Source organism: Kineococcus anabasis, assembly GCF_054590795.1.
In genome coordinates this window covers 291,729-314,476 of record NZ_BAAIHU010000002.1, presented here as the reverse complement: position 1 = coordinate 314,476, position 22,748 = coordinate 291,729, and the positions used below count along the sequence as shown (strand labels likewise).

At 75.1% G+C, this 22,748-nt stretch carries 21 protein-coding genes; 8 read left to right on the top strand and 13 right to left on the bottom strand.

What is annotated here, in order from left to right; translation table 11 throughout:
* Positions 1 to 8: 8 nt before the first annotated feature.
* Both ACYQBY_RS04910 and ychF read right to left on the bottom strand, forming a co-directional pair.
* A complete protein-coding gene (locus tag ACYQBY_RS04910) occupies positions 9 to 356 on the bottom strand; it encodes a hypothetical protein (protein WP_459642707.1) in 348 nt (115 codons plus the stop codon).
* An 80-nt stretch (positions 357 to 436) separates the two neighbouring features.
* Positions 437 to 1,522: a redox-regulated ATPase YchF gene (ychF, locus tag ACYQBY_RS04905; RefSeq protein WP_459642706.1), complete on the bottom strand. Its 1,086-nt coding sequence runs from the start codon at positions 1,520 to 1,522 to the stop codon at positions 437 to 439.
* Between the two features lie 93 nt (positions 1,523 to 1,615).
* Between ychF and ACYQBY_RS04900 the strand changes: the two genes are divergently transcribed.
* The gene (locus ACYQBY_RS04900; protein WP_459642705.1) at positions 1,616 to 2,776 is read left to right on the top strand and encodes a DNA recombination protein RmuC; all 1,161 of its coding nucleotides are present in this window, start codon (positions 1,616 to 1,618) and stop codon (positions 2,774 to 2,776) included.
* On the opposite strand, the gene ACYQBY_RS04895 is transcribed toward ACYQBY_RS04900, so the two are convergent.
* A complete protein-coding gene (locus tag ACYQBY_RS04895) occupies positions 2,763 to 3,824 on the bottom strand; it encodes a 4-hydroxy-3-methylbut-2-enyl diphosphate reductase (protein ID WP_459642704.1) in 1,062 nt (353 codons plus the stop codon). The two genes, ACYQBY_RS04900 and ACYQBY_RS04895, sit on opposite strands and share 14 nt — an antisense overlap.
* A gap of 39 nt (positions 3,825 to 3,863) precedes the next feature.
* On the opposite strand from ACYQBY_RS04895, the gene xseA reads away from it, so the two are divergent.
* Positions 3,864 to 5,144: an exodeoxyribonuclease VII large subunit gene (gene xseA / locus ACYQBY_RS04890; protein ID WP_459642703.1), complete on the top strand. Its 1,281-nt coding sequence runs from the start codon at positions 3,864 to 3,866 to the stop codon at positions 5,142 to 5,144.
* A 9-nt stretch (positions 5,145 to 5,153) separates the two neighbouring features.
* Entirely contained in the window at positions 5,154 to 5,402 is a 249-nt protein-coding gene (locus ACYQBY_RS04885; RefSeq protein ID WP_459642702.1) for an exodeoxyribonuclease VII small subunit, read from the top strand.
* A 46-nt stretch (positions 5,403 to 5,448) separates the two neighbouring features.
* On the opposite strand, the gene ACYQBY_RS04880 is transcribed toward ACYQBY_RS04885, so the two are convergent.
* Positions 5,449 to 6,153 (bottom strand): DUF4245 domain-containing protein, encoded by a 705-nt coding sequence (locus ACYQBY_RS04880; RefSeq protein ID WP_459642701.1) that lies wholly within the window; start codon positions 6,151 to 6,153, stop codon positions 5,449 to 5,451.
* A gap of 156 nt (positions 6,154 to 6,309) precedes the next feature.
* Here ACYQBY_RS04880 and glpX point away from each other — a divergent pair, with 156 nt between their 5' ends.
* Positions 6,310 to 7,347 (top strand): class II fructose-bisphosphatase, encoded by a 1,038-nt coding sequence (gene glpX, locus ACYQBY_RS04875; protein WP_459642700.1) that lies wholly within the window; start codon positions 6,310 to 6,312, stop codon positions 7,345 to 7,347.
* Positions 7,344 to 8,324 carry a carbohydrate kinase family protein gene (locus tag ACYQBY_RS04870; protein ID WP_459642699.1) on the top strand — a complete coding sequence of 327 codons (981 nt, stop codon included), beginning with the start codon at positions 7,344 to 7,346 and terminating at the stop codon, positions 8,322 to 8,324. The genes glpX and ACYQBY_RS04870 overlap by 4 nt, the downstream gene beginning before the upstream one ends.
* A 97-nt stretch (positions 8,325 to 8,421) precedes the next feature.
* On the opposite strand, the gene ACYQBY_RS04865 is transcribed toward ACYQBY_RS04870, so the two are convergent.
* Positions 8,422 to 9,777 (bottom strand): GNAT family N-acetyltransferase, encoded by a 1,356-nt coding sequence (locus tag ACYQBY_RS04865; RefSeq protein ID WP_459642698.1) that lies wholly within the window; start codon positions 9,775 to 9,777, stop codon positions 8,422 to 8,424.
* Positions 9,778 to 10,779: 1,002 nt separating this feature from the next.
* Here ACYQBY_RS04865 and ACYQBY_RS04860 point away from each other — a divergent pair.
* On the top strand, positions 10,780 to 12,186 hold the full coding sequence (locus ACYQBY_RS04860) for a class II fumarate hydratase (protein WP_459643114.1): 1,407 nt from the start codon (positions 10,780 to 10,782) through the stop codon (positions 12,184 to 12,186).
* A gap of 92 nt (positions 12,187 to 12,278) precedes the next feature.
* On the opposite strand, the gene ACYQBY_RS04855 is transcribed toward ACYQBY_RS04860, so the two are convergent.
* Together ACYQBY_RS04855 and rpsD are read right to left on the bottom strand one after the other, a co-directional pair.
* Complete coding sequence (locus tag ACYQBY_RS04855; protein WP_459642697.1) at positions 12,279 to 12,815, bottom strand: ferritin; 537 nt, start codon at positions 12,813 to 12,815, stop codon at positions 12,279 to 12,281.
* Positions 12,815 to 13,423, bottom strand: coding sequence for a 30S ribosomal protein S4 (rpsD, locus tag ACYQBY_RS04850; protein WP_459642696.1), 609 nt, complete (start codon positions 13,421 to 13,423; stop codon positions 12,815 to 12,817). The genes ACYQBY_RS04855 and rpsD overlap by 1 nt, the downstream gene beginning before the upstream one ends.
* 118 nt (positions 13,424 to 13,541) lie before the next feature.
* Here rpsD and ACYQBY_RS04845 point away from each other — a divergent pair, with 118 nt between their 5' ends.
* The gene (locus ACYQBY_RS04845) at positions 13,542 to 14,453 is read left to right on the top strand and encodes a DUF2470 domain-containing protein (protein ID WP_459642695.1); all 912 of its coding nucleotides are present in this window, start codon (positions 13,542 to 13,544) and stop codon (positions 14,451 to 14,453) included.
* Positions 14,454 to 14,529: 76 nt separating this feature from the next.
* Here the strand turns inward: ACYQBY_RS04845 and ACYQBY_RS04840 are convergent, their stop codons facing one another.
* The 3 genes from ACYQBY_RS04840 to ACYQBY_RS04830 all read right to left on the bottom strand — a co-directional run bounded on the left by ACYQBY_RS04840 (position 14,530) and on the right by ACYQBY_RS04830 (position 17,960).
* The gene (locus ACYQBY_RS04840; protein ID WP_459642694.1) at positions 14,530 to 15,261 is read right to left on the bottom strand and encodes an aggregation-promoting factor C-terminal-like domain-containing protein; all 732 of its coding nucleotides are present in this window, start codon (positions 15,259 to 15,261) and stop codon (positions 14,530 to 14,532) included.
* A gap of 335 nt (positions 15,262 to 15,596) precedes the next feature.
* Positions 15,597 to 16,961, bottom strand: a complete 1,365-nt coding sequence (locus tag ACYQBY_RS04835) for a PhoH family protein (protein WP_459643113.1) — start codon at positions 16,959 to 16,961, stop codon at positions 15,597 to 15,599.
* A gap of 237 nt (positions 16,962 to 17,198) precedes the next feature.
* Positions 17,199 to 17,960, bottom strand: coding sequence for an isoprenyl transferase (locus ACYQBY_RS04830; protein WP_459642693.1), 762 nt, complete (start codon positions 17,958 to 17,960; stop codon positions 17,199 to 17,201).
* 85 nt (positions 17,961 to 18,045) lie between these two features.
* Here ACYQBY_RS04830 and trhA point away from each other — a divergent pair, with 85 nt between their 5' ends.
* Entirely contained in the window at positions 18,046 to 18,735 is a 690-nt protein-coding gene (gene trhA / locus ACYQBY_RS04825; protein WP_459642692.1) for a PAQR family membrane homeostasis protein TrhA, read from the top strand.
* Between the two features lie 661 nt (positions 18,736 to 19,396).
* On the opposite strand, the gene ACYQBY_RS04820 is transcribed toward trhA, so the two are convergent.
* The 3 genes from ACYQBY_RS04820 to ACYQBY_RS04810 all read right to left on the bottom strand — a co-directional run bounded on the left by ACYQBY_RS04820 (position 19,397) and on the right by ACYQBY_RS04810 (position 22,199).
* Positions 19,397 to 20,017 (bottom strand): hypothetical protein, encoded by a 621-nt coding sequence (locus ACYQBY_RS04820; RefSeq protein ID WP_459642691.1) that lies wholly within the window; start codon positions 20,015 to 20,017, stop codon positions 19,397 to 19,399.
* Between the two features lie 568 nt (positions 20,018 to 20,585).
* Positions 20,586 to 20,966, bottom strand: a complete 381-nt coding sequence (locus tag ACYQBY_RS04815; protein WP_459642690.1) for a hypothetical protein — start codon at positions 20,964 to 20,966, stop codon at positions 20,586 to 20,588.
* 48 nt (positions 20,967 to 21,014) lie between these two features.
* The gene (locus ACYQBY_RS04810) at positions 21,015 to 22,199 is read right to left on the bottom strand and encodes a hypothetical protein (RefSeq protein ID WP_459642689.1); all 1,185 of its coding nucleotides are present in this window, start codon (positions 22,197 to 22,199) and stop codon (positions 21,015 to 21,017) included.
* Positions 22,200 to 22,748: the final 549 nt, after the last annotated feature.

Genomic DNA, 22,748 nt, shown 5'->3' with positions numbered 1-22,748 from the left:
GGGTTCCGTCAGGTGGACGGGCCGCGCCACGGCGGGGCGGGGATCCCGTGGGCGCTGACGGCGAACAGAGCGGCCCACCCGAGGTAGACCGCAGCGGCGAGGGAGAAGCAGACCGTCCAGCCGACGCGGTGGAGCCGGCCGATCGCTGCGCCGGTCACGGGGAGACCGACGCCCAGGACGATGGACCACCAGGCGAAGTCGTCGGCCCGCGCGGCGGAACCCGGTGGTTCGGGGAGCACCGTCGCGGTGATGGACTCCAGCATCAGGTAGGACGGCAGCAGCAGCCATGCCACCACCAGCAGGGACATGGCGAGCAGCTCACGGTCACCGCCGTCCTCGGACCGCCCGGTTCCCACGCGAGGCATCGTAGGGGTCGCTGCGGGGGCGCCCGGGAACGTCCTCGACCGGACCGCGGCCCGGTCGAGGACCTCCGGGATCAGACGTTGAAACGGAACTCCACGACGTCGCCGTCGGCCATGACGTAGTCCTTGCCCTCGATGCGGACCTTGCCGCGGGACTTGGCCTCGGCCATCGAACCGGCGTCCACGAGGTCCTCGAAGCTCACGACCTCGGCCTTGATGAACCCGCGCTGGAAGTCGGTGTGGATGACACCGGCGGCCTGCGGGGCGGTCCAGCCCGTGCGGATCGTCCAGGCGCGCGACTCCTTCGGCCCTGCCGTCAGGTACGTCTGCAGCCCCAGGGTGGCGAAACCCACGCGGGCGAGCTGGTCGAGGCCGGACTCCTCCTGCCCCACGCTGGCGAGGAGTTCCGCGGCCTCCTCGGCATCCAGCTCCGCCAGTTCCGACTCCAGCTTCGCATCGAGGAACACCGCCTCGGCGGGGGCGACGAGCGCGGACAGCTCGGCCTTGCGGGCCCCGTCGACGAGGGCGGCCTCGTCGAGGTTGAAGACGTAGATGAACGGCTTCGTGGTGAGCAGGCCGAGCTCCTTCAGGTGCTCGGCCTCGATGCCGTCGGCGGCGGTGGCGGCGCGCAGGGTGCGGCCGGAGTCCAGCACGGCCTGCGCGGCCTTCGCGGCGGCGAGGACGGCCGGGTCGGCCTTCTTGCCGCGGACCTCCTTCTCCAGCCGCGGCACCGCCCGCTCCAGGGTCTGCATGTCCGCGAGGATCAGCTCGGTGTGGATGGTGGAGATGTCGTCGGCGGGGTCCACGGTGCCGGCGACGTGCACGACGTCGGGGTCGGCGAAGGCGCGGGTGACCTGGCAGATGGCGTCGGCCTCGCGGATGTGGGCGAGGAACTTGTTGCCCAGGCCCTCGCCCTCGCTGGCGCCGCGCACGATGCCGGCGATGTCGACGAACGTGACGGTGGCGGGCAGGACCCGGGCGCTGCCGAAGATCCCGGCGAGCTTCTCCAGCCGGGGGTCGGGCAGCGGCACGACGCCCTCGTTGGGCTCGATCGTCGCGAACGGGTAGTTCGCCGCGAGCACGTTGTTCTTCGTCAGCGCGTTGAAGAGCGTGGACTTGCCGACGTTGGGGAGTCCGACGATGCCGATGGTGAGGGCCACGGGAGCAGGAGCCTACCGTCCGGGCGCACCCGGTGCGTCGCCGCGCCGCCTCCGCCGGGCCCCCTGTCCGGCCGGCCTGGCACAGTGCCCTGCGTGCCCGAGGCCGACCCGACCACCCTGCTCCTGACGCTGCTGCTGGGCGTCCTGCTCGGCGCGCTGCTGTGCTGGCTGGCGCTGCGGGCCCGCACGGCCCCGCAGCAGGCCGCGCTGCGGGTGGAGCGGGACCTCCTCGCCCGGCGGGTGACGGACCTGGAGGCCGGCGCGGAGGGCCGCCGGGAGCTGGAGTCCGTGCTCTCCCCCGTGGCCTCCTCGCTCGGCCGGGTGGAGGAGCAGGTCCGCGTGCTGGAGCGGGACCGGGTGGAGCAGTACGCCCGCCTCGCCGAGCAGCTCGCGGCGGTGCAGGCGGGCTCGGCGGCGCTGCACGAGCAGACGGCGCAGCTCGCCGGGGCGCTGCGCTCCTCCAGCTCGCGCGGCACGTGGGGGGAGGTGCAGCTGCGCCGCGTCGTGGAGCACGCCGGGATGCTCGACCGGGTGGACTTCACGGAGCAGACCACCGGCAGGAACCGGGACGGGCGCCCCGTGCGGCCGGACCTGCTGGTGCACCTGCCCGGCGGCAAGCAGGTCGTCGTGGACGCCAAGGCCCCGCTCGCGGCGTACCTGGAGGCGGGCGAGACCTCCGACGTGCGGCAGCGCAGCGCGAAGATGGCCGCGCACGCGAGGGTCCTGCGGGGGCACGTGGACTCGCTCGCGTCGAAGGAGTACTGGACGGCGTGCGAGCTGTCGCCGGAGTTCGTCGTGTGCTTCATCCCCGGGGAGGCGTTCCTCGCCGCTGCGTGCGAGGCGGACCCGTCGCTGCTGGAGTACGCGATGGGCCGGCGGGTGGTCCTCGCGACCCCGACGACGCTGCTGGCGCTGCTGCGCACGGTGGCGCTGACGTGGCAGCAGGAGGCCGTCGCGGGCAGCGCGCGGGAGCTGTTCGAGGTGGGCCGGGAGCTGTACGACCGCCTCGGCACCCTCGGCGGGAACACCTCGGCCCTGGGCCGCACGCTGCACCGGGCGGTGGAGGACTACAACCGGCTGGTGGGCACGCTGGAGCGCCGGGTGCTGGTCTCCGCGCGCCGCATCCGCGACCTGGACCTGTCCGACGCGGACCTACCCGCCCCGCAGCCGCTGGAGGACGCGGTGCGGCCCCTGGCGGCGCCGGAGCTGCTGGACGACGCCGCCGCGGCGGAGGAGGACCTCAGGCGGGCGTGAGGGGCAGCTGGCGGCGGTGCTGCTTCAGGTCCTTCCGCAGCTCCTTGGGCAGGGAGAACATCAGGTCCTCCTGCGCGGTGGTGACCTCCTGCAGGTCGCCGTAGCCGCGCTCGGCGAGCCACTCCAGGACCTCCCGCACGAGGATCTCCGGGACCGAGGCGCCCGAGGTGACACCGACGGTGCCCACCCCCGCCAGCCACGCCTCGTCGATCTCCCCGGCGTTGTCGACCCGGTAGGAGGACCGGGCCCCGGCCTCCAGCGCGACCTCCACGAGGCGCACCGAGTTGGAGGAGTTCGCCGAGCCCACGACGATCACGAGGTCCGCCTCGGGGGCGATCTTCTTCACCGCCACCTGCCGGTTCTGCGTGGCGTAGCAGATGTCGTCGCTCGGCGGGTCCTGCAGCGCGGGGAAGCGCTCGCGCAGCCGGCGCACGGTCTCCATCGTCTCGTCCACGCTCAGGGTGGTCTGGGAGAGCCACACGACCTTCTCGGGGTCGCGCACCTGCACCGCGTCCACGCCGTCGGGGCCGTCGACGAGCTGGATGTGCTCCGGCGCCTCCCCGGCGGTGCCCTCGACCTCCTCGTGCCCGGCGTGGCCGACGAGCAGGATGTCGAAGTCGTCGGAGGCGAAGCGGACGGCCTCCTTGTGCACCTTCGTCACCAGCGGGCAGGTGGCGTCGATGGTCTTCAGGGAGCGCTCCGCGGCCTGCGCGTGCACCGCCGGGGACACCCCGTGGGCGGAGAAGACGACGGTCTCCCCCTCGGGCACCTCGTCGGTCTCCCCCACGAAGATCGCGCCGCGCTTCTGCAGCGTCTGCACGACGTGCTTGTTGTGCACGATCTCCTTGCGCACGTAGACGGGGGCGCCGTACAGCTCCAGCGCCTGCTCGACGGCCACGACGGCGCGGTCGACACCGGCGCAGTAGCCGCGCGGGGCGGCCAGCAGCACCCGGCCGGGGGCGGGCGCCGGGGAGGCGCCGGCGGCGCGGGCGGCGGGCTCGGCGGACTGCGCGGCGGCGGGCGGCACGGGGGTCGTCACGCCTCCCATGGTAGGTGGGCCGTCGGACGGCCCTCCTACGATCGGCGCGTGAGCACCCACAACGGCACGGGACCTGCACAGCCGGAGCCCCTGCCGGAGAAGGCGGCGGACACCACCGCCGAGCGCCCCTGGCCGCTGCGGCTGCTGGCGACGAAGGTCGAGGCCTACGTGGCGAAGATGTCCCCGGTCTGGGTGGAGGGGCAGGTCGTCGGCCTGAAGGACTCCTCCGCCGGCACCATGGCCTACTTCACGCTGCGGGACGCCGACGTGGAGATGTCCATGTCGGCGCTCGTGCCCAAGAACGTGCTGCGCTCGCTGCGCGCGTCGCTTCCCGACGGCCTGGGCGAGGGCGCCCGCGTCGTGCTGCACGCCAGGCCGACGTTCTGGCCCAAGCGGGGCAGCCTGAACCTCCAGGCCCGCGAGATCCGCCCCGTGGGCGTCGGGGAGCTGCTGGCGCGGCTGGAGGCCCTGCGCAGGCAGCTCGACGCCGAGGGCCTCTTCGCCACCGCGCGCAAGCAGCGCCTGCCGTTCCTGCCCCGCGTCGTCGGGCTGGTGTGCGGGCGCGGCAGCGCCGCCGAGCGCGACGTCCTGGAGAACGCGCGGCTGCGCTGGCCGGGCGTGCGCTTCGAGCTGCGCGGGGTCGCCGTGCAGGGCGTGAACGCCGTCGCCGAGGTCACCGCCGCGCTGCGGGAGCTGGACGCGGTGGAGGAGGTCGACGTCATCGTCATCGCCCGCGGCGGCGGCAGCGTGGAGGAGCTGCTGCCCTTCAGCAACGAGACGCTCGTGCGGGCGGTCGCCGCGGCCCGCACCCCCGTCGTCAGCGCCATCGGGCACGAGGTCGACACCCCGCTGCTGGACCTCGTGGCGGACGTGCGGGCCTCCACCCCCACCGACGCCGCCCGCCGGGTCGTGCCCGACATGGCGGAGGAGCTGACCCGGCTGCGGCAGGCCCGCGAGCGCGCCCGCGCGGCGGTGCTGAACCGGCTGGACGCCGAGCAGGCCGGGCTGGCCGCCCTGCGCAGCCGCCCGGCGCTCGCGCAGCCGGGGCAGCGGCTGGACCAGCACGCCGCGGAGGTCGGGCAGGCCCGCGAGCGCGCCCGCACCGCGCTGGCGGCCCGCCTGCACCGCGGCGCCGACGAGGTGGAGCACCTGCGCCGGCAGGTCACGGCCCTGTCCCCGGCCGCCACGCTGGCCCGCGGCTACGCCGTCGTGCAGGGCGAGGACGGCGCCGTCGTGCTGGACCCGGCCGCCGTGCGCGCCGGTGAGGCGCTGCGGGTGCGCCTGGCCGGCGGCGACCTGGCCGCCACCGCTGTCGGGCCGCGCGCCTAGGCTCCCCGCGTGAGCACCCCCGACACCCCGCCCGCCGCGACCCCCGACCCCTCGCTGGAGGCCCTCAGCTACGAGGAGGCCCGCGACGAGCTCGTCGCGCTGGTGCGCAGGCTGGAGACCGGGGGCACCGGGCTGGAGGAGTCCCTGCGCCTGTGGGAGCGCGGGGAGGCCCTCGCCGACCGCTGCCAGCGGTGGCTGGACGGTGCGCGGGCCCGGCTGGAGGCCGCACGCACGGGCGCGGAGGGCGGGGAGGGCTGAGCCGGCGGGTCGCGCGGGTCGGCCCGCGAGGTCTGCGCCGCGCCGGTCAGCGCACCGGCCGCGGCACCCGCTCCCCCGCCAGCACGGCACCGGCCAGCACCGCCAGCTCCTCGAAGTCCGCGCCGCCCGTCACGAGCGTGGTGGTCCCGCCGTCCTCTCGCAGCAGGGTGCTGCGGTCGCGGTCCTCGCGGTACAGCTCCCGCCACGGCACGCCGCCCACGGTGCGCTGCTGCGCCTGCGTGGGGCCCCCGCTGGAGGTCTGCGCCTTCACCCAGCCCGGTGTGGCGTCCACCGCCACCTCCACCGCGGCGTACTTCCCCTGCGGCGTCACGTAGCCGATGTGCCAGGCGAGGACGTCGTCGGTGGAGCGCCGGGAGTCCGCCGACGTGGGCTTCCACCCCTCGGGCAGCGCGGCGGGCACCACCGGGTCGAAGGGGAGCCTGCGCGCCTCCGCCACCGCCGCCGAGCGCACGTCCACCGGCGGCTGCTCCACCGCGTTGGGCCGCGGCAGGAGCAGCAGGACCACGGCGACGAGCGCGAGGATCACCAGCATCGACAGCACCATGTCCCGCGCGGTGCCGCCGCCGCGGCGGCGGGGGGCGACCTGCTGCTCCCCCGCCGTCCCGGCGCCCTGCGCGGCGTCCGCCGCGGCGCCCTGCGCGGCGTCCGCCGCGGCGCCCTGCGCGGCGTCGCCGGCAGCCGGGGCCCCGGCCACCTCGTGGTCGGGCTGCGGGGACCTGTCGGGACGCACGGATTCCACCTCCCCATCTTCCACGCCCCGCCGGGGTGGTCCGGCACGTCCCCGCTCCCGACGGCGGCTCAACCGGTCAAGCCGCCGCCTGAAACATTTCAGACGCGTGCGGTGGCTACGATCGGGCGGGCCGCCGCCGAACCGGGAGACACACCGATGACCAGCAGCCCCCAGCTCCTCCCCCCGCAGCTCGCCGTCGGACGCGAGGCGCCCGACCGCAACCTCGCCCTCGAGCTCGTCCGCGTCACCGAGGCCGCCGCCATGGCCGCCGGACGCTGGGTCGGGCGCGGCGACAAGAACCGCGCGGACGGGGCGGCCGTCAACGCCATGCGCACCCTCATCGGCACCGTCAGCATGAACGGCGTCGTCGTCATCGGGGAGGGCGAGAAGGACGACGCCCCCATGCTGTTCAACGGCGAGCGGGTCGGTGACGGCAACGGCCCCGAGTGCGACGTCGCGGTCGACCCCATCGACGGCACCACCCTCACCGCGCGCGGCATGAGCAACGCCGTCTCCGTCATGGCCGTCGCCGAGCGCGGCACCATGTACGACCCCTCGGCGGTTTTCTACATGGAGAAGCTCGTCACCGGCCCCGAGGGCGCCGAGCACGTCGACATCCGCCTGCCCGTCAAGGAGAACGTCCGCCGCCTCGCCAAGGCCAAGCGCCGCTGGGTGGAGGACATCACCGTCTGCATCCTCGACCGCCCCCGCCACCAGGACCTCGCCCGGGAGATCCGCGACGCCGGCGCCCGCATCAAGTTCATCTCCGACGGCGACGTCGCCGGCGCGGTGATGGCGGCCCGCGAGGGCACCGGGGTGGACCTGCTCCTCGGCATCGGCGGCACCCCGGAGGGCATCATCACCGCCTGCGCGGTGCACTGCCTGGGCGGCACCATCCAGGGCCGCCTGGCCCCCCGCGACGACGACGAGCGGCAGAAGGCCCTCGACGCCGGCCACGACCTGCAGGCGGTCCTCGACACGCACGACCTCGTGCGCAGCGACAACTGCTACTTCGTCCTCACCGGCATCACCGACGGCGAGCTGGTCAACGGGGTGCGCTACGACGGCGACACCATCCACACCTCCAGCTTCGTGATGCGCTCCAAGTCCGGCACGATCCGCCGGGTGGAGTCCGAGCACCGCCTCTCGAAGCTGCGCGCCTACGCCTCCGTCGACTTCACCGCCGCGCGGTGACCGGAGGGGTGGCGGAACGGGTGGCCGGGCCGGGGGCGGGGCAGGACCCCGCCCGGCTGCGCGCCGTCGTCGTCGGGGAGGCCCTCGTCGACGTGGTGCACGGCGCCGGCGGGGGCGTCTCCGAGCACGTCGGCGGCAGCCCGCTGAACGTCGCGTACGGCCTGGCACGCCTGGGCGCCGACGCGCTGCTCGTCACCCGCCTCGGGGATGACGCGCACGGCGCCGCGGTCCGCGAGCACCTGGCGGGCGCGGGGGTCCGGCTGTCCCCCGGCGCCGTGGACGCCCTGCCCACGTCCGTGGCGCTGGCCCGCCTGGACGCCGAGGGCAGGGCGGCGTACGAGTTCGACGTGCGGTGGGAGCTGGCGCCGGTGGAGCTGCCGGCGGACGCCCACGTCCTGCACACGGGTTCCATCGCCACGGCGCTGGAGCCCGGTGCGGCCGCGGTGCGGGACCTGCTGGGCGCCGCACGGGGACGGGTGACGGTCAGCTACGACCCCAACGTGCGGCCCGCGTTCCTGCCCGCGCCGGAGCGGGCCCGCACGCAGGTCGAGGAGATCGTCGCCCTCGCGGACGTCGTCAAGGCCAGCGACGAGGACCTGGCGTGGCTGGCGCCGGGCGAGGACGTCGTGGAGGTCGCCCGCGCGTGGGTGGCGCTCGGCCCGTCCCTGGTCGTGGTGACCCGCGGCGGGGACGGCGCGGTCGCCGTGACGGCCTCCGGTGAGGTCGTCACGGAGCCGGCCCCCGCGACGGCGGTGGTCGACACCGTGGGCGCGGGTGACGCGTTCTCCTCCGGCCTGCTGGACGGCCTGGCGCTGGAGGGCCTGCTCGGCGCGGACGCCGCCGGGCGGCTGCGGGAGCTGGGCGGACCGGCGCTGCGGCGGGTGCTGGCGCGGGCGGTGCGCTCGGCGTCGTCCACCTGCACCCGCGCCGGGGCGGTGCCGCCCACCAGGGAGCAGCTGGACGCCTTCGGGGCCTGAGGGTGCCGGTGCCCGGGAGCGCCCGCGCTCCCGGGCACCGTGCCGGTGGGTGCGGGCCGCCGCGCCCGCTGCCGGACCGCGGCGCGGAGGGGCCGGCTCAGCGCCCGGGGCGGTGTGCCAGGGCCGCGGAGCGCAGGCGGCGGCCCACCCGGCCGGTGGCCGCCAGGGCGCGCTCCACCCCCGCGGAGCCCACCGCCACCCCGTCCGCGCAGCGGGTCAGCAGCGGGCTGGAGCGCACCTCGTCGCGGAACGTGCGCCGCAGCAGGCTGAGGCGGTCGAGGACCGCGGGCAGCGGCGGCCGGCCCCCCGGCGTCAGCACGACGCGGACGTTGGCCCGCTCGCGCACGGCGCCCGGGGCGAGGCGGCGCTTGTAGTCCTCCTCGCCGCGCAGCATGTCCAGCTCGGTGCGGTCCGAGGCGATGCTGCGCCGGCGCAGGTGCAGCAGGAGCAGCGACCCGGGACCGCAGGAGGCGTAACCCGCCCGGTAGGACTGCAGGTAGCCGTACACGACGCCCTCACCGGCGAAGGCCAGGTTGTACGCGACGAGCTCGGAGCCGACGCGCAGTCCGCTGAGCCACACCTGCTCGCGCGGGGTCGTGGCGCACACCCGGGCCAGCAGCGCCCCCGAGTTCCCGCACCAGGGCCGGTGGCGTCGCTCGGCGTGCGGGTGCGCCTCGTCCACGGCGGCCAGCTCGGCCACGAGCGCGTCCGGGTCGGCGCCGGCCAGCAGGTCGGGGACCAGGCGCACGGGCCCGCGCTCCGCGAGACGGCGGCGCTGCCTGCGCTCCCCGCGGCGCACCGCCGCGGGGAGGGTCTCGTCGTGCCGGGCCACCGTCGGGGGCAGGGTCACGGACGTGCACACCGCCTGCTGCAGGGTGCGCAGGCCGTACCCGCGGCGCAGCGCCCAGGACAGCAGGTCCGGCAGCAGCGGGTCGTCGGAGCGCACCTGCTCCAGGTCGAACAGCGCCTCGGGCAGGGCGGCGACCACGGCGTCGAGGACGGCGTCGACGACGGAACCGCCCTGCACCACCCGGGGCCCGGCGACCAGGACGGTGCCGTAGTCGCTCGCGCCGCTGCCGAGGAACGTCACGACCGGGCGCCGTGCCGTGCCGGCGAGGGTGAAGGCGCCCAGGGCCAGGAGCCGGCCGCGGGAGCGGACCGCGACCAGCAGCGGAGCTCCCCCACCGAGGTGCTCGTCGACGGCGCCGAGCCAGTCCGGCCCCGAGAAGAAGGAGGCACCCGCGGCGGTGAGGAGCTCCCGCCACTGCGCGACGTCGACGGCCGCGAGGTCCCGGTGGACGGTGGTGCGCAGCGCCGGCCCCACGGCCGGCAGCGGTGCCGTCTCCGCCGGGCGCGGCGGGCCGACGTCGACGGCCGGGGAGGCGGTGGGGTCGGCGAGCGCACAGCGGCCGTCGTGGTGCCCACGCACCTGCAGCAGCGCGTCACCCACCACGTTCCGCCCTCCGCCGCTCCGGTGCCCGCAGACGCGGCCCCTCCCGGCGCCGCACCTGCGCACGATAGCGAGGCACCGGCCCGTGCGCGGCCGGGGAAGGCACCCGGTCGGGGCGTGTTCCCGCTCACGCGACCCACCGCACCCGGAGCAGCACTCTCAGTGTGCGACACGGGGTGCGAGAAGGGGTGCGGCAGGGGGTGCGGTCGGGACCGGCCGCGGGCCGCGGGAGGGTGGTCCCGGCTCCCGCGCACCGGCGCGGGTGCCGTGGCACGCGACGACGAGGAGGAGACGGTGGCCGTCCTGGCACGCGCCCGCGGGGTGCTCGGTGAGGTGGTGCTGCGGGATCTGCCCGCCGGGGACGGTCCGCCCGACCCGCAGGGCCGCGAGCTCCTCGTCAACGGCGTGCTCCTCATGGACACCGGGGACGCCAGCACCGAGCGGGCCCTGGCCTCCCGGGCGCTGCGGCTGCTGCCCGCGGGGCCCCTGCGGGTGCTGGTGGGCGGCCTCGGCCTCGGTTTCACCGCCGCCGAGGTGCTGGCCGACGCGCGCGTGGACCACCTCGACGTCGTGGAGATCGAGCCCGTCCTGCTGGAGTGGGCCGGGCGCGGCCTGCTGCCCACCGTGGCCGCCGTGCTCGCCGACCCCCGGACCGCCGTGACCGTCGGGGACGTCGCCCGCACCGTGCGGGAGCTGCCCGGGGGGTCGGTGGACGCGGTCCTGCTGGACGTGGACAACGGCCCGGACTTCCTCGTCCACGAGCACAACGCCCCGCTGTACGGGGGGGCCTTCCTGGCGGCCGCCGCGCGCAGGCTGCGCCCCGGCGGGGTGCTGTCGGTGTGGTCGGCGCACCCCTCCCCCGCCCTGGCGGCGGCGCTGGGCTCGGCCGCGGTGGCCGCGGGCGGCGGGCGCACCCTGCACGAGGAGGTCGTCGTGACCCGCGCGGGGCGGGACCTCGACTACCACCTGTACGCGCTCGTGCGGACCCTTGGCAGGATGAGCGGCATGGCCGATGACGCTCAGCAGGAGTACCGGATCGAGCACGACACGATGGGCGAGGTCCGCGTCCCCGCCGCCGCGAGGTGGCGGGCGCAGACCCAGCGCGCGGTGGAGAACTTCCCCCTCAGCGGCACGGGCCTGGAGAAGGCGCACATCGCGGCCCTGGCGCGCATCAAGAAGGCCGCCGCGGTCGCGAACGCGGAGCTGGGCGTGCTGGAGCAGGACGTCGCGGACGCGATCGCCGCCGCGGCCGAGGAGGTGGCGGGCGGGGCGCACGACGGCGAGTTCCCCGTCGACATCTTCCAGACCGGCTCGGGCACGTCGTCGAACATGAACGCCAACGAGGTCATCGCGACGCTGGCGAGCGAGCGCCTCGGCCGCCCCGTGCACCCCAACGACCACGTCAACGCCTCGCAGTCCTCCAACGACGTCTTCCCCACCTCGGTGCACGTCGCGGCGACGGCGGCGGTGGTGCAGGACCTCGTGCCGGCGCTGGAGCACCTGGCGGCGTCCCTGGAGCGCAAGCGGGACGAGCTCGCGCAGGTCGTGAAGTCCGGGCGGACCCACCTGATGGACGCCACCCCCGTGACGCTGGGCCAGGAGTTCGCCGGCTACGCCGCGCAGGTCCGCCGCGGGGTCGAGCGGGTGCGGTCGACCCTGCCGCGGGTGGCGGAGGTCCCCCTGGGCGGCACCGCCGTGGGCACGGGCATCAACACGCCGAAGGGCTTCCCGCAGCGGGTCATCGCCCTGCTCGCGCAGGACACCGGCCTGCCCCTGACGGAGGCGGTGGACCACTTCGAGGCGCAGGGCGCCCGGGACGGGCTGGTGGAGCTGTCCGGGGCCCTGCGGACGGTCGCGGTGAGCATCACGAAGATCTCCAACGACCTGCGCTGGATGGGCTCCGGCCCCCGCACGGGCCTGGCGGAGCTGCGCCTGCCGGACCTGCAGCCGGGCTCGTCGATCATGCCGGGCAAGGTGAACCCGGTGGTGCCCGAGGCCGTGCTCATGGTGTGCGCGCAGGTCGTGGGCAACGACGCGACCGTGGCGTGGGCCGGGGCGAGCGGGAACTTCGAGCTGAACGTGATGATCCCGGTGATGGCGCGCAACGTGCTGGAGTCCACGCGCCTGCTGGGCAACGCGGCGCGGCTGCTGGCGGACCGCTGCGTGGACGGCCTGGAGGCGGACGTGGAGCGCTGCCGCCGGTACGCGGAGTCCTCCCCGTCGATCGTGACGCCCCTGAACCGCGCCATCGGGTACGAGGCGGCGGCGAAGGTCGCCAAACACGCCGTGGCGGAGGGCACCACGGTCCGCGAGGCGGTGGTGGCCCTGGGGTTCGTGGAGCGCGGGGAGGTCACCGAGGAGCAGCTCGACGCCGCCCTGGACGTGATGTCGATGACGGCGCCGAAGGCCTGACGGGCACGCCCGCCCCGGCTGCGGGCGGGCGCGGGGACGCGAGAGGGGNCCCCCCCCCCCCCCCCCCCCTCTCGTGTGGAGTTGTTCCGCCCTCAGGCGGCCCCGCCCGCCACGGTGGGCGCGGACGGGTCGGCTGTCTCGGCGACGCTCTCGCGCGCCAGCCAGTCCTCCACCTTGAACAGGTCGTCGCCCGCACGGTCGACGATCGCGAGGAGGGTCGTCATCGAGGCGACCTCCTCGACCTGCTCCTTGAGGAACCAGAGGGTGAACTGCTCGCCGATGAAGTCCCCGTCGCGCCGCGCTGCGGCGAACAGGCCCTCGATCTGACGGGTCACCAGCTGTTCCTGCTCCAGGGCGAGGGCGATGAGCTCCCGCACCTGGCCGAAGTCGTTGCGCACGGGGGCGACACCGGGGACGGTCACGGGGATGCCCCTGTCCAGCATGAACTGGACGAACATCATCCCGTGGTTCCGCTCCTCCAGCGCCTGCGCGTAGAAGTGCTTCGCCAGTTGCTTGAGGTCGTGCGAGTCGAACCACACGGCGAGCGCGACGTACTGCTGGTGCGCGAAGAACTCCGACACGACCTGCTCGGCGAGCAGGTCCACGAAGCTCTTCCCCCCCGACTGCATCACCGGGAGTAGTACTCCACGACGAGCTGCTCGTCGCAGGTCACGGGGATCTGCTCGCGCACGGGCTGGGCGAGGATCGTCGCCGACAGCTCCTGGCGCTTGACGTCGAGCCAGCCGGGGATCTCGTTGTCCGACCAGCCACCCTCGGCGGCGACGATGAACGGCGTCTTCGTCCTGCTGCGGGGGGCGATCTCGACGACCTGGCCGGGCACGACCCGGTAGGACGGGCGGTCCACCCGGCGGCCGTCGACGATGACGTGGCGGTGCACGACCATCTGGCGGGCCTGGTAGATCGTGCGGGCGAAACCGGAGCGCCAGATCACCGCGTCGAGGCGGGTCTCCAGCAGGGTCACCAGGTTCGCACCGGTCTTGCCGGCCTTGCGCTTGGCGAGGTCGTACGCACGACGCAGCTGGGTCTCGCTGATGTCGTACTGGTAGCGGAGCCGCTGCTTCTCGCGCAGCTGCATCGCGTAGTCGGACTGCTTGCGCTGCTTGCGGCCGTGCATGCCCGGCGGGTACGGACGACGGTCCATGAAGCGAGCCGCCTTGGGCGTGAGGGCCACACCCAGTGCGCGACTGATCCGCACCTTCGGTCGAGCGTTGTTCACAACACCTCCAGATCGGTTAGGTTACCCTGACCTTAGCCGAGGAGGTCTCCAGTCAGGAGATGTCCGAGTACCCCGACAACGTCCAGGTCGACGCTTCTCCGAGCCCCGAGGTCTCACCATGTCCCCACGGATCACCACGACTACCGGCATGAGCACCGGCTCGGTCCACGCCACAGACCATCGTACTTGCTCCGCCGAGGTTCCCCGAACCCGCGAGCCGGAGGCCCCCCCGGCGCCCCGCCTGTCGCCCGCCGAGTGGGCCCGCACCCTCGCCTGCGGCTCCGTGGCCGGCACCCTGCACCTGCCCCGCAGCCCGCACGCCGGCGACGACACCACCTGCGCGGCGGCCTCCCGCACCGAGCCCTTCGCCGTGCGCCACCTCACCGGCAGCCGCGGCGAGGTGCTCCTGCTCGTCGACGAGGGCGGCCCCCTCGCCGGCCGGCTCGACGAGCTCGTCGCGGCGGCCGGCCCCGGCCACGACGTGCCCGCGGTCCTCGACGTCCTCGACGTGCCGCCGGGCCTGTCCGGCATCCCCCGCGCCCGGCTCTGCGCCACCGGCTGGGTGGACGTGGTGCCGCTCGCCGAGCAGCGCCGCCTCGCGGCCGGCGCCGCGCAGCCCACCGCGGCCCTGCTGGACATCGGGTCGGGCCGGCGCCTGGTCCGCCTCGACGTCGCGGACCTGCGCGTCACGACGTCCTCGGGCGTGCACCTGGTCCCCGACGAGGCCTACGCCGCCGCCCTGCCGGACCCCTTCTACGCGGAGGAGCACGGCACGGTCGCGCACCTGGAGGCCCACCACCGCGACCGGCTCATCACCTGGGTGCTGCGGCAGCTGCCGCTGGAGCAGGCCCGGCAGGTGCGCGAGGTGGCCGTCACGGGCCTGGACCGCCACGGCGTGGACGTGCTCTGCACGCTCACCGGCTCGACGGTCCAGCTGCGCGGGTCCTTCGCGGCGCCGCTGGCCGGCGAGGGGCAGCTGCGCGGCGCCCTGTGCACCCTGTTCGACTGCCGCTGCGGCGACGGGGGCTGAGGCGCCCCCGGCGGCCCCGCCACGCTGCGGGGCCGCCGGGGGCGCGGTGACGGACCGGGCCCGCGGGCCCGGTCCGTCAGTACCAGTTGTGCGAGCGGCTGTGTCCCCACGCGGCGCACGGGCTGCCGTAGCGGCCCTCGATGTAGCCGAGCCCCCAGCGGATCTGGGTGAGCGGGTTCGTCTCCCAGTCCTCGCCCTCGGAGGCCATCTTCTTGCCGGGCAGCGCCTGCGGGATGCCGTAGGCGCTGGAGGTCGGGTTGTCCGCCGACGGGTCCCAGCCGCTCTCCTTGGTCCACAGCTTGTCGAGGCAGGAGAACTGCTCCTCGCCCCAGCCGCGCTCGGCGGCCAGGATGCGGGCGGCGCCGCGCGGGTCGCGCTCGGCGGAGCGGGCGGCCTCGGCGGCGTCGGCGCGGCGGGCCTCCTCGGCCAGGCGGGCGGCCTCGGCGCGGCGGGCCTCCTCCTCCAGCCGGGCCTGCTCGGCGAGCCGGGCGTCGCGGGCGGCCCTGCGCCCGGCCTCCCGCGACCACAGCCGTGCCGCGGCGTCCTGCTGGGCGGCCACCCGCCCCTCCCGCGCCGCGCGCTCCAGGTCCTCCTGGAAGGCCTGCGCCTGGGCCCGGTGCCCCGCGACGCGGTCGCGGGGCTGACCCCCGGCGGCGGTTCCGGACGCGGCCCCGACCAGGCCCGCGGTCGTGCACAGCACCAGGACGGGGCCGAGAGCGCGACGGGCCGTGCGCGCCAGCGGCGGCGGGGCCGCGGCGGCGCGGTGGCTGGGGACGTACCTGCGGGCGGAGCGAGCGCGGAGCGCCAAGGAGTGCCTTCCTCGACCGCCCGGCCACGTCCGGGCGCGTGTCGCCACCGCCGTCCCGGGCCCCCACCACGCCGGGGCGTGGCGGTCGTGGGGCCGGGTGCGGGGACCGCGGGCGTGCCCGTGGCACCCGCACGACGGGCCGCCGACCCCCTCGCGGGGGACACGACGGCCCGTCGGGACGGGGTGCTGTCGGCCTCACCGTGCCAACCGACCCCGGCGTCCTCAAACCGAGGGCCCCCGTTTGGTCACGATCTGATCGGATATCAACTACAGACTGTCGATTTTTGTGCGGTATCTCACACGTGTCGCACCCGGCCGCGGAGCAACCTGCCTCCTCAGACCTCCAGACCGCCCAGCAGCTCCGTCACCAGCGCGGCCACCGGGGAGCGCTCCGAGCGGGTCAGCGTCACGTGCGCGAACAGGGGGTGCCCCCGCAGGGCCTCGATGACCGCGGCGATCCCGTCGTGCCGCCCCACCCGCAGGTTGTCCCGCTGCGCCACGTCGTGCGTCAGCACCACCCGGCTGCCCTGCCCCACCCGCGAGAGCACCGTCAGCAGCACGTTGCGCTCCAGGGACTGCGCCTCGTCCACGATGACGAACGCGTCGTGCAGCGACCGGCCCCGGATGTGCGTCAGCGGCAGGACCTCCAGCATCTCCCGGCGCAGCACCTCCGCCACCACCTCCGGGCTCACCACCGCCTCGAGGGTGTCGAACACCGCCTGCGCCCAGGGGTTCATCTTCTCGGCCTCACCGCCCGGCAGGTACCCCAGCTCCTGCCCGCCCACCGCGTACAGCGGCCGGAACACCACCACCTTGCGGTGCTGGCGCCGCTCCAGCACCGCCTCCAGCCCCGCGCACAGCGCCAGCGCCGACTTGCCCGTCCCGGCCCGCCCGCCGAGGGAGACGATCCCCACCTCGGGGTCCAGCAGCAGCTCCAGGGCGATCCGCTGCTCCGCGCTGCGCCCGTGCAGGCCGAACGCCTCCCGGTCCCCGCGCACCAGCCGCAGCTCCTTGCCCGGCGTCACCCGCGCCAGCGCCGAGCCGCGCGAGGACACCAGCACCACGCCCGCGTTGCACGGCAGCTCCCGCGCCTCGTCCAGGTCCAGGCGCTGGGACTCGTACAGCTCCCCCACCTGCTCCGCCGTCGCGCCCAGCTCCACCACACCCGTCCAGCCGGAGTCCACCGCCGGGCCCACCCGGTACTCCTCCGCCGCCAGGCCCACCGCCGCCGCCTTCACCCGCAGCGGCAGGTCCTTCGACACCACCGTCACGTCCGCGCCCTCGTCGGCCAGGGAGCGGGCCACCGCGAGGATGCGCGTGTCGTTCGTGCCGCTGCCGAGGCGCAGCCCCGCCGGCAGCGAGGACGGGTCCGAGTGGTTCAGCTCCACCCGCAGGCTGCCGCCCACCTGCCCCACGGGCACCGGCGCGTCCAGCCGCCCGTGCAGCACCCGCAGGTCGTCCAGCCTGCGCAGGGACTCCCGGGCGAAGTAGCCCAGCTCCGGGTGGTGCCGCTTGCCCTCCAGCTCGCCGATGACGACCACCGGCAGCACCACCTCGTGCTCGGCGAACCGCGTCAGCGCGTCCGGGTCGGCCAGCAGCACGGAGGTGTCCAGCACGAACGTGCGGCGTGCCGCCCCGGGCGTGGCGGCGGGGCCGGGGAGGGTGTCCTGCGGGGCTGCGCTCACGTGGGCGCCGGGCATGGGGTCGATCTGCACGAGCGTCTCCCGTCCCGGGACCGGGCCCAGCCCGGCCCCCTCAGCGGTGGACCGGGACCGCGGCCGGACGGTGTCGCCGGCACGAGGAGCACCTGCGGCCCCGCACCGTTGCCACCACACGACCCTCCCGAGCCGGCGGCCCGCGCCGCCCGGCGGGCCCGACGCTACGGGAGCACGCCGCCGCGCGCACCAGCCGGGCGGGCGCGCGTCGCGGGGAGCCGCTCAGCTGCCGTAGCGGCGCTCGCGCTGGGCGTAGGAGCGCAACGCCCGCAGGAAGTCCACCCGCCGGAAGTCCGGCCACAGGACCTCGCAGAAGTGGAACTCGCTGTGCGCGCTCTGCCACAGCAGGAAGCCCGACAGCCGCTGCTCCCCCGACGTGCGGATCACCAGGTCCGGGTCCGGCTGCCCGCGGGTGTACAGGTGCGCGGCGATGTGGTCCACGTCCAGCACCTCCGCCAGCTGCTCGATCGACGTGCCCCTGGCGGCGTGCTCCACCAGCAGGGACCGCACCGCGTCGGCGATCTCGCGGCGGCCGCCGTAGCCGATGGCCACGTTGACGAGGTAGCCGTCGTTGCCGGCGGTCGCGCGCTGCACCTGCGCCAGGTGCGCGGCCATCCCCGGCGGCAGCAGGTCCAGCGCCCCCACCGGGTGCACCCGCCAGCGGCCCGTCGCCGCCACCCGCGAGACCGTGTCCGAGATGATGTCGAGGAGGGGGGCCAGCTCCGCCGGCGGGCGGTTGAGGTTGTCCGTGGACAGCAGGTACAGCGTCACGACCTCGACGCCCACGGCGTCGCACCAGCCGAGGAACTCCAGCACCTTGTCCGCGCCCGCGCGGTGCCCGTCCGCGGTCGGCGCGCCGAACGCCTTGGCCCAGCGCCGGTTGCCGTCCAGGATGATCGCCACGTGCCGGGGCAGGACGGACCGGTCGAGCGAGGCCTCGAGGCGTCGCCCGTACGCGCCGTAGAGCAGATCGCGGAGGCCCATCGCCGCTCACGCTACAGCGCTCCTGCCGCGGGCCGGGCAGCGCCGCCCGGCCCGAACCTACGGTTCCGTAACGTAGCCTCGGGCCATGAGCCTGGAGTCCGCGGCGGAGTCCGCAGCAGCCGCCGTCGACGCCGTGAAGCCGAAGCTGCGCGGCTGGCTGCACGCCGGGACGTTCCCCGCGGCCGTCGTCGCCGGCGCCGTCCTGGTGTGGCTGGCCCCGGCGGGCGACCCGCGCCGCGCCGCCCTCGTCTTCGCCGTCACCGCCGCGCTGCTGTTCGGCACCAGCGCCCTCTACCACCGCGGCACGTGGTCCCCGCGCGCCGCGGCCGTCCTGCGGCGCCTCGACCACAGCAACATCTTCCTGATCATCGCGGGGACGTACACGCCGTTCAGCGTGACGATGCTGCCGGAGGGGAAGGCGCGCACGCTGCTGGTGTTCGTGTGGGCCGGGGCGCTGGCGGGCATCGCGTTCCGCGTCTTCTGGGTCGGCGCGCCCCGCTGGCTGTACACCCCCGTCTACGCGGCCCTCGGGTGGGTGGCGGTGGGGTACGTCGGGGACTTCCTGCGCACCGGCGGCCTCGCCCCGACGGTCCTGCTGCTGGCCGGTGGCCTGGCCTACACCGCCGGGGCGGTCGTCTACGGCCTGAAGCGGCCCAACCCGTCCCCGCGCTGGTTCGGCTTCCACGAGGTGTTCCACGCCCTGACCGTCGTGGGCTTCGCCGCCCACTACGCCGGGGTCTCCCTCGCCACCTACGCCGCCTCCCCGACGACCTGAGCCCCCGGGGCGCCCGGGGCGCCCGGGGAGCCCAGGCGCGGCCGGGGGTGGGGACGTTCTGCGCGCGGCGCGCGGGCGTGTCGCGACACGACGTCCCCACCCCCAACCAGGTGCCGCGAGGTGGGGACGTTGTGCGGGCGGCACGCGGGCGTGGCGCGGCCGAACGTCCCCGCCGGGGCGGCTCAGCCCGTCCCCGATATGAGCACCCTGCAAGGTCCACTCCCGCAAGCAGCCATAGCGCCGAGGCGTCCAGCGCGCTGGGGTATAGAGCGAACACCTCCGCGCACAGCTCGAGGTCCACATCCCTGCGCACGCAAAACGCCAGGCCGGCCGGCAGCAGGGCAAGGTCTCGCTGTGATGCCTGTGACGCTCTGTGAGACGTCGAGCCAGCACAGTGAACCGCTCCGCAGGTCCAGTACCAGCGGTGCGATGGCCTGTTCCTGCGCCGTCAAGTCGAAGCGCTGCTCGACCGACCGGGAGTTGAAGACGGCACCTACGCCCGTCCGGCTCATCCCTCCCGTGAGTGCTTCCGCCATACGGGTGAACGGCACGTCGTTGTAGTTGGGGACAACGACCACGACATGGCGCATACCCGCCCTGCGCCGCGCCACCGGGTCCAGGTCGACGAACTTCAAAGCGCCGTCGAGCGGCAGTGCATCGATCAGGTCGCCAAAGTGAACGGCCGCCCGCGAGCGAACGGCAGCCGGGCGAAACCGCAAGTGCCGATGTGCCACCAGTCCACGTCGGAGAACGCCGCGGGCAGGTCGATGTCGACCGGGCGGGTGGACAGCGTCCAGAACAGGACCAGCCGCACGGTGCGGCTCGCCGGAAGTGGGCGCTCGGAGCCGCATCCCAGGATGGGCAGCGCTCGGAAGGCGGTGCGCGTTGTGAAGGGCGCGACGAGCCCGGCGAGGTCCTCCTCGAGAAGCGCCACGGCCACCGGGCCGGGCGAGCCGCACGGCGCAGCGCCACCTCCTGCAGGAGGTCCACAGCCCGCGCGACCACCGGAGCAGGGAGTGCGGCGCGCTTCTCGGGCACGATATTGCACACGGGCGGCGCCGACCTTCGGGAAGAAGGCGCGGGTGTGGAGTCCTTCCGCCGCGCGGGCGCGGACCGGCCCGAGCGCGGCAATCAGGACGGCCGGCGAGACGTGCGGGACCGCCTTCCGCAGCGCCGCCGGGACCGCCGCGGCGGTGTCCTCCTCCGCCCCCTCGGTGGCCAGGCGCAGCAGGTGGTCGAGGCGGCGCAGGAGCTCTCCGAAGCGGGTCGCGAGGGTCGCCACCGCCCGGGGCACGTCGCCAGCGGCGAGGCACCCCTCGGTGAGGGCGGCGGCCGGCTGCAGCACGAGCCGGCCGCCGCGCAGCAGCAGCGGCAGCGGTTCCCGCCGCGGTGGGAACCCGAGCGAGCGAGGGCAGGGCGCGCACGTCGGTGCCGCGACGGCCGCGGCCGTGCGCGGGCGGCGGCGCGCTCGAAGGGGTGCAGTACCTCCCGGGCGTGCAACCACAGCCGGCGGCGGCGCATATCCTCCGCCGCGATGGCCGGTCGAGCCGGTCGAGGGCATTGAGGAGGACGCGGCGCACCGGGCGTGGGACGCTGCGCAGGCGCGGCACGTCCACGTGCCTGCGCCGCCCCGGAGCGGACCACGAGGACGCGCAGCACGTCCGTCGTACTGCGCAGCAACCGCTCCACGACAAGCGACCGAGGTGAGGGCGGCGGGGTCTGCGAGCACCCAGGCGGCGAGCTCGACGGTGGCCTCCCGGGAGGGCACCACGGCGGGCACCCACGACAGGTTCTCGCGCGAGGGCATCGTCGCGACACCGCCGGGGATCGCTGGCTGTGGCGGGTGACGCCTACAGCTCCATTCCGTCGGACAGCCACATGTACGCATCCGACTTCCCACCCATGTCCTCGCCGTTCACGGCGTCGAAGTACCGCTCGTCGGAGAGGGGGTACCTCGTCCGTGACGACCGCGACGCCCACAGAGAGGCGAAGAGGAGGTTCTCGCCAAGGACGTCGACCAGGGCCCTGACGACCGTCCCGTGCTGGGCGCGGATCAGCTGCCCCATGAGGTCACCCGGCTCCTCGGGCTCCCACTCGCACCAGACTCCCTCCCGTTCTGCGACCCGGCCGAGGGCGACGGGGTCCACCTCGAAGGACCAGCCCTGGTGGCACCAGTCACCGGGGCTGCCCTCGTCGAAGGCCCGGGCGGCGAACTCGATGTTCAGGGCCACGAGGACGCCCAGCCGCGCGCAGGCGTAGACCCGGTCGACCTCGCTCTCCTACGTTGCGAGCCCCTTCTCGGTCAGCGCCCACCACGCGTACTCGGCCCACTCGAACTCGGCACCACCCACCCAGAAGCTGAACAGGTCGCGCGCCAGGTCGTCGAGGTCGCCAAGGCATCCTTCCTGTGGTCCCGGCTCGTCGTCCTCGTCGTCCTCGTCGCCGTCGTGGTCCTCGTCCGTCCCGAGGCGCGGAGGATCCAGCGCCGGTGCAACTGGGTCGTCGAAAAGAGTCGGCCACGGGTCCTCAGACTCTACGCCGGCCGCGCGGGCACCGGCGTCCTGGTTCTCCTCGATCACGTCGCCTCCTGACCCCTCGCGAGCAGTTTCGAACGTCGGCTCCGGATCAGTGGGATCAGAGTGCAGAGAACCCCTGTCGCCTCCGGCCGGCCCCACCAAGGCCTCGCCGTCGCCTGTGAGTCGGGGCGGGTCGAAGCGTTCCCAGTCCCGCCCCTCGTCGTCGGGGCAGGGCGGCATGTACGAATCGCGCTGACGGCCGAACCACTGGCACCGCTGCTCGTCGCACCGGGCGGGCAGTGGATCCGGCTCGGTCAGGTAGGCGGCTGCCACGCTGTTCAGAGCCTGTGGGACACCGTTGGCGCACCCGAGGACCATGACACCGGCCTGGTCGGCCCACCTCCGGGCGGGCTCCGACAGGGAGCTGCCGGTGACGACGACCGCGCGCTTTCCGGCGAGCGCCGCCTGGGCGTGGGCGCGTTGCACGAGAGCCAGTGCCACCTGGGCCTCCCCGGCGTGCACAGAGACCACCAGCCACGGATCGCTGACGACCTCCCGGCTACCGCGCATGACCGTCGTGCACTCGGTGAACCCGCGCCACCGCAGCCATGCCGCCACCCAGTTCACGAGGTAAGCGCGGCGGCCGTCCCGCTCCCTCACCCACTCGTAGGCGTCGACGCGGGGGGTGGGCCCCAGGCGGGACAACCCGGGGGGAGCAGGGTGGACACGGGGTAGGTCGGCGAGGTCCTCGTCGGACAGGTCCATGTGCCGGGCGAGGACTGCGGCGAGACGCGAAAGGTCGACGGCGTCGGCGGGAACGTCGGGTCGCCCGTCGTCGATGCCCAGCAGCGCCTGCCGCAGGTTCAGCCGTCCCCGGGAGCCCGCATCGAAGTCCCCGTAGTCCACCGTCCACCCGACGTGCGGCCGGCAGGCGACCTCGAGCTCCACGCCGAACGAGTTCAGGCACAGGACGTCCGGCCGTGGCGAGCGCACCACCCGCTCCGCGTCCCCGTCGAACACCAGGGGCGGCGGCAGCCGGACATCGGCGGCCGGGGCGCCCAGGGACAGAAGCGCGTCGGCGATGTCGGTGACGGGCGTCGGCGATGTCGGTGACGGGCGTCGGCGATGTCCGTCCCCAGCGCCAGGGGCTCGCGAGGGCCCGGTCCTCGCGGCAGGCCAGCACGAACTGGACGATCGCGGTGACGAGTTCCCCGTGGGAGAGGGAGCGCGACCAGCAGGTCAGCGTCACCGGCTCCTCGCCTCCCGGGAGCGGGCCGGTCACGGTCCAGTTGCCGCCGAGGACCGCGACCGCGACCGCGGGTCGGTCGGCGTCCGGGTCGAGCGGGACGAGCAGGTACGACGTGCCGGCTTCGGTCTGCCGAACGGTCGACCGGAGCGCTCGGCCGTGCTCGGCGAGGGCGGTGTCGATCTGGCCTCCGATGCCGAGCAGTTCGTAGAACTGCATCTCGGCGGCGAGGACCTCCCCGGGCGGGAACA